Source organism: Pseudomonas sp. NPDC087615 (genome assembly GCF_044743445.1).
Classification (GTDB): Bacteria; Pseudomonadota; Gammaproteobacteria; order Pseudomonadales; family Pseudomonadaceae; genus Aquipseudomonas; species Aquipseudomonas baetica_A.
Genome location: NZ_JBIUWM010000096.1, coordinates 1 through 9,082, shown reverse-complemented (window position 1 = coordinate 9,082; position 9,082 = coordinate 1). Strand labels below are relative to the sequence as shown.

At 55.9% G+C, this 9,082-nt stretch carries 8 protein-coding genes; 1 reads left to right on the top strand and 7 read right to left on the bottom strand.

The features are described 5' to 3' along the window. Positions 1–13: 13 nt before the first annotated feature. From rsmG to rpmH, 7 genes are all read right to left on the bottom strand, one after another. Positions 14–658, bottom strand: a complete 645-nt coding sequence (rsmG, locus tag ACIOU6_RS26915; protein ID WP_221733257.1) for a 16S rRNA (guanine(527)-N(7))-methyltransferase RsmG — start codon at positions 656–658, stop codon at positions 14–16. Then, entirely contained in the window at positions 655–2,553 is a 1,899-nt protein-coding gene (gene mnmG / locus ACIOU6_RS26910; RefSeq protein WP_401139714.1) for a tRNA uridine-5-carboxymethylaminomethyl(34) synthesis enzyme MnmG, read from the bottom strand. The genes rsmG and mnmG overlap by 4 nt, the downstream gene beginning before the upstream one ends. Positions 2,554–3,106: 553 nt before the next feature. Further along, a complete protein-coding gene (mnmE, locus tag ACIOU6_RS26905) occupies positions 3,107–4,477 on the bottom strand; it encodes a tRNA uridine-5-carboxymethylaminomethyl(34) synthesis GTPase MnmE (protein WP_401139711.1) in 1,371 nt (456 codons plus the stop codon). 81 nt (positions 4,478–4,558) lie between these two features. Further along, positions 4,559–6,241 carry a membrane protein insertase YidC gene (gene yidC, locus ACIOU6_RS26900; RefSeq protein WP_401139709.1) on the bottom strand — a complete coding sequence of 561 codons (1,683 nt, stop codon included), beginning with the start codon at positions 6,239–6,241 and terminating at the stop codon, positions 4,559–4,561. Between the two features lie 2 nt (positions 6,242–6,243). After that, on the bottom strand, positions 6,244–6,489 hold the full coding sequence (yidD, locus tag ACIOU6_RS26895) for a membrane protein insertion efficiency factor YidD (protein WP_401139706.1): 246 nt from the start codon (positions 6,487–6,489) through the stop codon (positions 6,244–6,246). Beyond that, the gene (rnpA, locus tag ACIOU6_RS26890) at positions 6,482–6,883 is read right to left on the bottom strand and encodes a ribonuclease P protein component (protein WP_221733270.1); all 402 of its coding nucleotides are present in this window, start codon (positions 6,881–6,883) and stop codon (positions 6,482–6,484) included. The genes yidD and rnpA overlap by 8 nt, the downstream gene beginning before the upstream one ends. 16 nt (positions 6,884–6,899) lie before the next feature. Beyond that, on the bottom strand, positions 6,900–7,034 hold the full coding sequence (rpmH, locus tag ACIOU6_RS26885) for a 50S ribosomal protein L34 (protein WP_003213577.1): 135 nt from the start codon (positions 7,032–7,034) through the stop codon (positions 6,900–6,902). A gap of 565 nt (positions 7,035–7,599) precedes the next feature. Between rpmH and dnaA the strand changes: the two genes are divergently transcribed. Beyond that, positions 7,600–9,082, top strand: a 1,483-nt coding sequence (gene dnaA, locus ACIOU6_RS26880) for a chromosomal replication initiator protein DnaA (RefSeq protein WP_401139703.1), incomplete at its 3' end; no start/stop codon positions are given.

The window sequence follows — 9,082 nt, the reverse complement described above, 5'->3', positions numbered from 1 at the left end:
CTTGTGTTCCCAATCATGCCGTGCGGCGCAGTATCAGCAGATGGCGTTGGCCTTGGCAACCGGGTACGGCCAAGGCGTGTTCGCTATCGAGTTTGAAGTCTGCCGGCAATGCTACCAGCTCATCGGCCGGATGAACGCCCTTCATTGCCAGCCAGCGTGTATCGGCGTCGCCCAGATGGCGAGTCCAGTTGGTGAAGTTCTCCATGCTGCTGAACGCCCGGGAAATAATCCCGTTGAAGGGTTGTTCTGGCTGCAAAGCTTCGACGCGACTGTGGATAACTTGGAGGTTATCCAGTTTCAGTTCGAGTTTGACCTGGGTCAGGAAGCGGGTTTTCTTGCCGTTGCTGTCCAGACAGGTCACTTGCGAGTCTGGATACAGGATCGCCAACGGGATGCCCGGCATGCCGCCACCACTGCCAACATCGAGCCAGCGGCCGTTTTCGATGAACGACATCACACTCAGACTATCGAGCAGGTGGCGAGAAACCATTTCGTCAGGATCGCGAACAGCCGTGAGGTTGTAGGCCTGGTTCCACTTGATCAACAGGGCCAAATAACCCAGCAGCAATTCATGCTGGGTTTCACTGAGATTGACACCGAGCTCACGGGCTCCTGTGGATAACTCTTCAGCGTGTTGCGAAGTGACCTTAGAACTCAAGCGCTTTGCTCCAACTGACGGCCCGCGCCGCGTTTTTTCAAATGAATCATCAACAGCGAAATGGCCGCTGGGGTCACGCCAGGGATACGCGAAGCTTGGCCCAGCGTCTCTGGACGCGTCGCGCCGAGCTTGCTCTGGATCTCCTTGGAGAGACCGGAAATGTTGGTGTAATCGATATCCACAGGCAGTTTCGTGTCTTCACTGGCGCGCAGACGGGCGATTTCGTCCTGTTGACGGTCGATGTAGCCGGCGTATTTGGTCTTGATCTCAACCTGTTCGGCAACCTGGGGGTCTTCGGCACCGTTGCCGGTCACTTCGACCAGACCAGCGTAGTCGATTTCCGGACGGCTCAAGAGGTTGAGCAAGTTGTATTCGTGGGTCAGCGGCGTACCGAATTTTTCCGCAATCGCATCGCCCTGCTGCGTGCCGGGGCGAATCCAGGTGCTTTTCAGGCGTTGCTCTTCGAGTTCGATGCTTTCGCGTTTCTTGCAGAAGGCCGCCCAACGCGCGTCATCGACCAGACCCAGTTCACGACCTTTTTCGGTCAGACGCAGGTCGGCGTTGTCCTCGCGCAGGATCAGGCGGTACTCGGCACGGGAAGTGAACATTCGGTAGGGTTCTTGGGTACCGAGGGTGATCAGGTCATCGACCAATACGCCGATGTACGCTTCATCACGACGCGGACACCAGGCTTCTTTGCCCTTCGCACGCAATGCGGCGTTGGCTCCGGCGAGCAAACCCTGGGCCCCGGCTTCTTCGTAACCGGTGGTGCCATTGATTTGCCCGGCGAAGAAAAGACCGCCGATGACTTTGGTTTCGAGGCTGTACTTCAAGTCCCGCGGATCGAAGTAGTCGTACTCGATCGCATAACCCGGACGCATGATGTGCGCGTTTTCCATGCCGCGGATCGATTGCACGATCTGCAATTGCACGTCGAACGGCAAGCTTGTGGATATCCCGTTCGGATACAGCTCATGGGTGGTCAAACCTTCCGGTTCGATAAACACCTGATGGCTTTCCTTGTCGGCAAAGCGGTGAATCTTGTCTTCGATCGACGGGCAATAACGCGGGCCAATGCCTTCGATTTCGCCGGCAGCGGAATACATCGGCGAACGATCGAGGTTCGCGGCGATGATTTCGTGGGTGCGGGCATTCGTGTGAGTAATCCAGCAGCTGACCTGGCGTGGATGCTGTTCTTTGTTGCCCATGAACGACATCACCGGGATCGGCGTATCCCCTGGCTGCTCGGTCATCACCGAGAAATCCACAGACTTGCCGTCGATACGCGGTGGCGTACCGGTTTTCAAACGACCGACACGCAGTGGCAGTTCACGCAAACGGTGAGCCAGGGCAATCGACGGTGGATCACCGGCGCGGCCACCGGAAAAATTCTGCAAGCCGATGTGGATAAGTCCGCCGAGGAACGTACCGGTGGTCAACACCACGGAGTCTGCGAAGAAACGCAGACCCATTTGCGTAACAACACCGCGCACTTGTTCCTGCTCGACAATCAGGTCGTCAGCAGCCTGTTGAAATATCCACAGGTTCGGCTGGTTTTCCAGAATTTCGCGGACAGCGGCTTTGTAAAGAATGCGGTCCGCTTGTGCACGGGTTGCACGTACGGCCGGGCCTTTACGGCTGTTCAAAACGCGAAACTGGATGCCGCCCTTATCGGTAGCCATGGCCATCGCACCGCCGAGGGCGTCGATTTCCTTGACCAGATGGCTTTTGCCAATGCCACCGATGGCCGGGTTGCAACTCATGGCACCGAGGGTTTCCACGTTATGCGTCAGCAACAGGGTTTTTGCCCCCATACGTGCTGAGGCCAGTGCTGCCTCGGTACCGGCATGACCGCCGCCGATGACGATCACTTCAAAACGGGAAGGGAAATCCACCACGCACCTCGTGCCTGCTTAAGTAGGTCATTCAGGAATAGTTTGAGATCAGGTTTTTGGACCTGGTCGGCAAGTATAGGGACTTCGCCCTTCCTAAAGAACCCTTTGCACAAAATTTAACCAGCTGTGGAGAACTCGCGGTTAAAAAAATAAAAAAGAAAGAAATTTATAAAATCTTTGTTTTTATGTTTATTCTTACTGACCACCATTTCTGTGGATAGATCTCTACAGGCCTTTATATTCAATATGTACAGAGATTCAAAACCCTGTGCCCATGTGCCAATGAAGCCCTTGGATAACCGGTGTAAGCCTGTGGGTGAAAGGGGTGGTTATCCACAGAGGGGTTTATATCCAGTTTTCGGGCCCTGTTATCAACTGACCTTAGAGGCAGTTATTCACAGGGCTTAATCCACAGAAATCTGATGAATGAGCGCGCGACGGGTACAGGGAATCCGCTCAGGAAGAAGAAATCTGCCCGGCACTCAAGGAGGGATTTATAAAAAGAGGGAGTCAGACAGGCCGTGAACAGGCCTGTCTGTGAACAGCAGGGGGGTTATTTTCCGATGCAGAAGCTGGAAAAGATCCGTCCGAGCAGATCATCGGAGCTGAATGCTCCGGTGATTTCACCTAGCGACTGCTGAGCCTGACGTAAATCTTCAGCCAACAACTCGCCAGCGCCAGCCAAGGTTAATTGCGCACGACCGTGTTCAAGGGCCGCACTGGCGTGGCGTAAGGCTTCCAGGTGTCGCCGTCGGGCACTGAAACTGCTTTCCGAGGTTTGTTCGTAGCCCATGCAGGCCTTGAGATGTTCGCGCAGCAATTCAAGGCCTTCGCCCGCCGATTTGGCACTCAGGCTGATAGTCACATGGCCGTCATCGCTGACTTCCAGAGCAATCGCTTCACCGGTCAGGTCTGCCTTGTTACGGATCAGGGTCACTTTGGCGGGATCGGGACGGATTTCGAGGAATTCGGGCCACAAGGCGAACGGATCCAGCGCTTCTGGAGCCGTCGCATCGACTACCAGCAGCACACGATCGGCTTCACCAATAGCTTTCAAAGCGCGCTCGACACCGATTTTCTCCACCTGGTCGTCGGTATCACGCAGACCGGCGGTATCCACTACGTGCAGCGGCATGCCATCGATGTGGATGTGTTCGCGCAAGATGTCTCGGGTAGTACCGGCAATCTCGGTAACGATCGCGGCTTCGCGCCCGGCCAATGCGTTAAGCAGGCTGGACTTGCCGGCATTCGGCCGTCCAGCGATCACCACCGTCATGCCGTCACGCAGCAAGGCCCCCTGGCCGGCTTCGCGCAGCACTGTGGATAATTCATCACGCACCTTGTCGAGCATGCTCAGCACATGGCCATCGGCGAGGAAGTCGATTTCTTCTTCCGGGAAGTCGATGGCGGCTTCGACGTAGATGCGTAGACCGATCAACTGTTCGGTGAGGTTATGCACACGTTGGGAAAACGCACCCTGCAAGGAGCGCAGGGCGTTGCGCGCAGCCTGTGCAGAACTGGCTTCGATCAGGTCCGCGATGGCCTCGGCCTGGGCCAGGTCGAGTTTGTCATTGAGGAACGCTCGCTCGCTGAATTCCCCCGGGCGAGCCAAACGGCAACCCAGTTCGAGACAACGTTTGAGCAGCATATCGAGCACGATCGGGCCGCCGTGGCCCTGCAATTCCAGTACGTCTTCACCGGTGAACGAGTTAGGCCCTGGGAAGTACAGCGCCAGTCCTTCGTCCAACACCTGCTGATCGTCGCTGTAAAACGGCCCGTAATGGGCGTAACGCGGTTTCAGTTCGCGGCCGCTGATGGCTTTGGCCGCAACACTGGCCAACGGCCCGGAAATACGGACAATGCCCACACCGCCACGACCCTGAGCGGTGGCAACGGCTGCAATGGTTTCACGAGGTGTGCTCATAAACCGGAATCCAGACAAAAGTGACAGATAGCAAAACGCCCCACTAGGGGGCGTTTTGAGTGGTGTTATCCACAGAGCAAGTTACGCCTCGGCTTTTTTCGTCGCCGCTTCGATCTTACGCGTGATGTACCACTGCTGGGTAATCGACAGGCAGTTGTTCACAACCCAGTACAGCACCAGACCAGCCGGGAACCACAGGAAGAAGAAGGTGAAGATGATTGGCATCATTTTCATGACCTTCGCCTGCATCGGATCCGGAGGAGTCGGGTTCAACTGCTGCTGGATGAACATGGTTGCACCCATGATGATCGGCAGAATGAAGAATGGATCCTTGATCGACAGGTCAGTGATCCACAGCATGAATGGCGCTTGGCGCATTTCCACGCTTTCCAGCAGAACCCAGTACAGCGAAAGGAAAACCGGCATCTGCACGAGGATCGGCAAGCAGCCGCCCAGTGGATTGATCTTCTCTTTCTTGTACAGCTCCATCATGGCTTGCGACATTTTCTGCCGGTCATCGCCATGTTGTTCTTTCAGTGCAGCCAGTTTCGGCGCAACGGCACGCATGCGCGCCATCGATTTGTAGCTGGCAGCCGACAGAGGGAAGAAAAGCCCTTTGATCAGCATGGTCAGGAAGATGATCGACCAGCCCCAGTTACCCACAATCGCGTGGATGTGTTGCAGCAGCCAGAAGATTGGCTGGGCAATGAACCAGAGGATGCCGTAGTCGACAGTCAGTTCCAGACCTGGGGACAACTCTTTGAGCACTGCCTGGCTTTTCGGACCTGCGTACAGAACAGCACTGGTTTCAACTTTGGCACCTGGTGCAGCGGTCAGCGTAGGACCGGTGTAACCGATGATGTAGTTGCCTTTGCTGTCTTTACGGGTCTGGACGATGTTGTTTTCGCCCTTGGCCGGAATCCATGCAGTCACGAAGTAGTGTTGCAGCCAGGCTACCCAACCACCGGTGACGGTTTCTTTGAGTTGACCCTTGTCCATGTCCTTCATGGACACTTTCTTGTACGGCTCCGAACTTGTCCACAGGGCGGCGCCCAGGTAAGTCGCGGTACCGGTAGCAGTAGTGGACGAAGGATCGGCGCTGTTGTCGCGCTTCAACTGGGCGAACATCGCGCCGTTCCAGGGCTGAGCGCTCTGGTTATCCACAATGTAGGAAACGGCTACGTCATACAGGCCACGTTTCAGGGTGAAACGCTTGATGTAATTGACGCCGTCCTTGCTGAACTTCAGGTCTACGACCAGTTGGTCCTGACCGTCAGCCAGTTGATAAGTCTTCTTCTCCGAGGAGTAGACCGGGCGACCTGCCGGATTTGCGTCCGGACCGTTGGTGCCGATCAGACCGCTTTGCGCCAGATAAACACGCTCGCCGCCGTTATCGAACAGCTGGAAAGGAACGTCCGGACGATCCTGACGACGTGGATACAGAGGCAAGGTCAGTTGAGCAACGTCACCACCTTGTGGATCGATCGCGAGATCGAGCACGTCGGTTTTGATCTGGATCAGATCCTTGCTGGCGGCTACCGGTGTTTCGGCAGGTGCGCTGGTATCGCTTGCGGCACGCGGAATATCGTCACTGGCTTCAGCATTATTGCCAGTGGCGGTGTCCGGCAAACCGGATGTAGTCGTACTGGAAGCAACATTCTGAGTCGGCAGGGCAGCTTGGCCATAGTCCTGGTTCCATTTAAGAACCATAACGTAGGACACGATTGCCAGGGCGACGATCAGGATCGTGCGTTTGATATCCATGATTACACGTCCATCGAAGAAGAACGGGAGGTAGGGATAGGTGGAACCGGGTCATAACCACCGGGATTCCACGTATGACAGCGACCTAACCTACTAATGGTCTGCCAGCCACCGCGCAGAAGGCCATGATTTTCAATGGCTTCATACGCGTAGCAGGAACAACTGGGGTAGAAGCGACAGTGACTGGCCATCAGGGGACTAATGGCATAGCGATAAAACTGGATCGGAACGAGGGCCAGTTTACGCATCTGAACTGTCTACCCCTACAGTTTCGGTTTTGACTGCTGGAACTGGCTTGCTACGTGCCAAACGCTTCCAGAGTTTGCCGAAATGCTGAATCAATTCGGGGTTTTCTACATCACCTAAACCTTTGCGCGCGACGATAACGATATCCCAACCAACCAGTGAATCCTGGTGAAGACGGAACGATTCGCGCATCAAACGTTTGAGGCGATTGCGCTCAACGGAGAGCTTTACGCTCTTTTTCCCGATAACCAGCCCGAGACGGGGGTGATCAAGATCGTTGTTGCGTGCAAGGAGCAGGAGATTTTTCCCCGGAACCTTGCCGGTAGGGGAGTCAAAGACTGCCTTGAAATGCCGGGCGGTAAGCAGACGCTTTTCCCGACTGAAGTCCTGACTCACCTCCAGTGCCGGATTATCAAACTGCCAGACGCGCACGACCTTTGGCGCGACGACGCGACAGGACGGCACGACCGTTTTTGGTAGCCATGCGAGCACGGAAACCGTGGGTACGAGCGCGTTTGATAGTGCTTGGTTGGAAAGTACGTTTCATGTCGTGTTACCTGGTTCGTCCACAACGGGCCGGAATGGCCCCCGTTTTAAGAGACCGGGGATTCTAGAGAAAGCAAGCCTTCAGGTCAATTTCCAACCAACGTTTCCTTATAAATAGATCTCGAGGCGTCTTTGGCCGACACCCTGTTCGCCATACATAAAAATAAAGAAGGGAATTATTTAAAGCTTTTCTGTAAAGCTTATAAAAGCTAGGGCCGGGTCTAGCTGTGGATAACTGCCATCAGCCCTTGTTTTACGTCGTGTACAGCAAATGACAACTACAGTGGAAAACGGTGTTCAGCCTGTGCTGCGCTGTCGGATAAGCTGTGTGTGAAATAGGTAGTTATCCACAGGGTGGTTATCCACCGAGTTTAGCCCCCACTTGTCCAGTGCCCTTAGAGGTGGTTATCCACAGAGCTTATTCACACACCGTTGGTCGCCTTTTTTCCAGTTAACGCATTGATAAATCATGTTCACCGGGCAACCTGCATGTGGATAAGTAAACGGCTCGCCGCTACAATGGCCGCTTGTTTTTGCCTCACCGGCTTTCAACTTAGGGGATATCCGTGTCAGTGGAACTTTGGCAGCAGTGCGTGGAGCTTTTGCGCGAGGAGCTGCCTGCCCAACAATTCAACACCTGGATCCGTCCACTACAGGTCGAAGCCGAAGGCGACGAGTTGCGCGTTTACGCACCGAACCGTTTTGTCCTGGACTGGGTCAACGAAAAGTACCTGGGACGCGTCCTTGAACTGCTGGATGAGCATGGCAACGGCATGGCGCCAGCGCTTTCCTTATTAATAGGCAGCAAACGCAGTTCGGCACCTCGTGCAGCTCCCAATGCTCCGTTGGCCGCCGCGCAAGCTTCCCAGGCCCAGGCAAATGCCGCGCCGGTCAGCACGCCGGCGCCCACCCCGACGGCAGCTGCGGCCAAGCGCGCTACGCAGAAAACCGCCGAAGTCAGTGAAGAGCCGTCCCGCGACAGCTTCGATCCGATGGCCGGTGCCGCGTCGCAGCAAGCCCCGGTTCGCGCCGAACAGCGCACCGTGCAGGTCGAGGGTGCGCTCAAGCACACCAGTTATCTGAACCGCACGTTCACCTTCGAGAATTTCGTCGAAGGTAAGTCCAACCAACTCGCCCGAGCGGCAGCCTGGCAAGTGGCAGATAACCCCAAGCATGGCTACAATCCGCTGTTCCTTTATGGTGGCGTGGGTCTGGGTAAAACCCACTTGATGCACGCTGTGGGTAACCATCTATTGAAGAAGAACCCGAATGCGAAGGTCGTGTACCTGCATTCGGAGCGTTTCGTGGCCGACATGGTCAAGGCACTGCAACTGAACGCGATCAACGAGTTCAAGCGTTTCTACCGTTCAGTGGACGCTTTGCTGATCGACGATATTCAGTTCTTCGCCCGCAAAGAGCGCTCGCAGGAAGAGTTTTTCCACACCTTCAACGCCCTGCTTGAAGGTGGCCAGCAGGTCATCCTCACCAGTGACCGCTACCCGAAAGAAATCGAAGGCCTTGAAGAACGCCTCAAATCCCGCTTCGGGTGGGGGCTGACGGTTGCCGTCGAGCCGCCGGAACTGGAAACCCGTGTAGCGATCTTGATGAAAAAGGCCGATCAGGCCAAAGTCGAGTTGCCTCACGACGCAGCGTTCTTCATCGCTCAGCGAATTCGCTCCAACGTCCGCGAACTGGAAGGTGCGCTGAAACGCGTGATCGCCCACTCGCACTTCATGGGCCGCGACATCACCATCGAGCTGATTCGCGAATCCCTGAAAGACCTATTGGCGTTGCAGGACAAACTGGTCTCTGTGGATAACATTCAGCGCACTGTCGCCGAGTACTACAAGATCAAGATCTCCGACCTGCTGTCCAAGCGCCGTTCGCGCTCGGTGGCTCGTCCGCGTCAGGTCGCCATGGCATTGTCCAAGGAACTGACCAACCACAGCTTGCCGGGAAAGGGCGGGGGGGTTTTGGGGGGGGGGGGGGGGGGGCGGGGGGGTGGGGGGGGGGGGGGGCGGGGGGGGGGTGGGGGGGGGGGGGCGGGGG

Bases quoted from the DNA above. Each gene is read 5' to 3' on its own strand.
- mnmE (WP_401139711.1), bottom strand. From the start codon at position 4,477: ATGAGCACACCTCGTGAAACCATTGCAGCCGTTGCCACCGCTCAGGGT.
- yidC (WP_401139709.1), bottom strand. From the start codon at position 6,241: ATGGATATCAAACGCACGATCCTGATCGTCGCCCTGGCAATCGTGTCC.
- yidD (WP_401139706.1), bottom strand. From the start codon at position 6,489: ATGCGTAAACTGGCCCTCGTTCCGATCCAGTTTTATCGCTATGCCATT.
- rpmH (WP_003213577.1), bottom strand. From the start codon at position 7,034: ATGAAACGTACTTTCCAACCAAGCACTATCAAACGCGCTCGTACCCAC.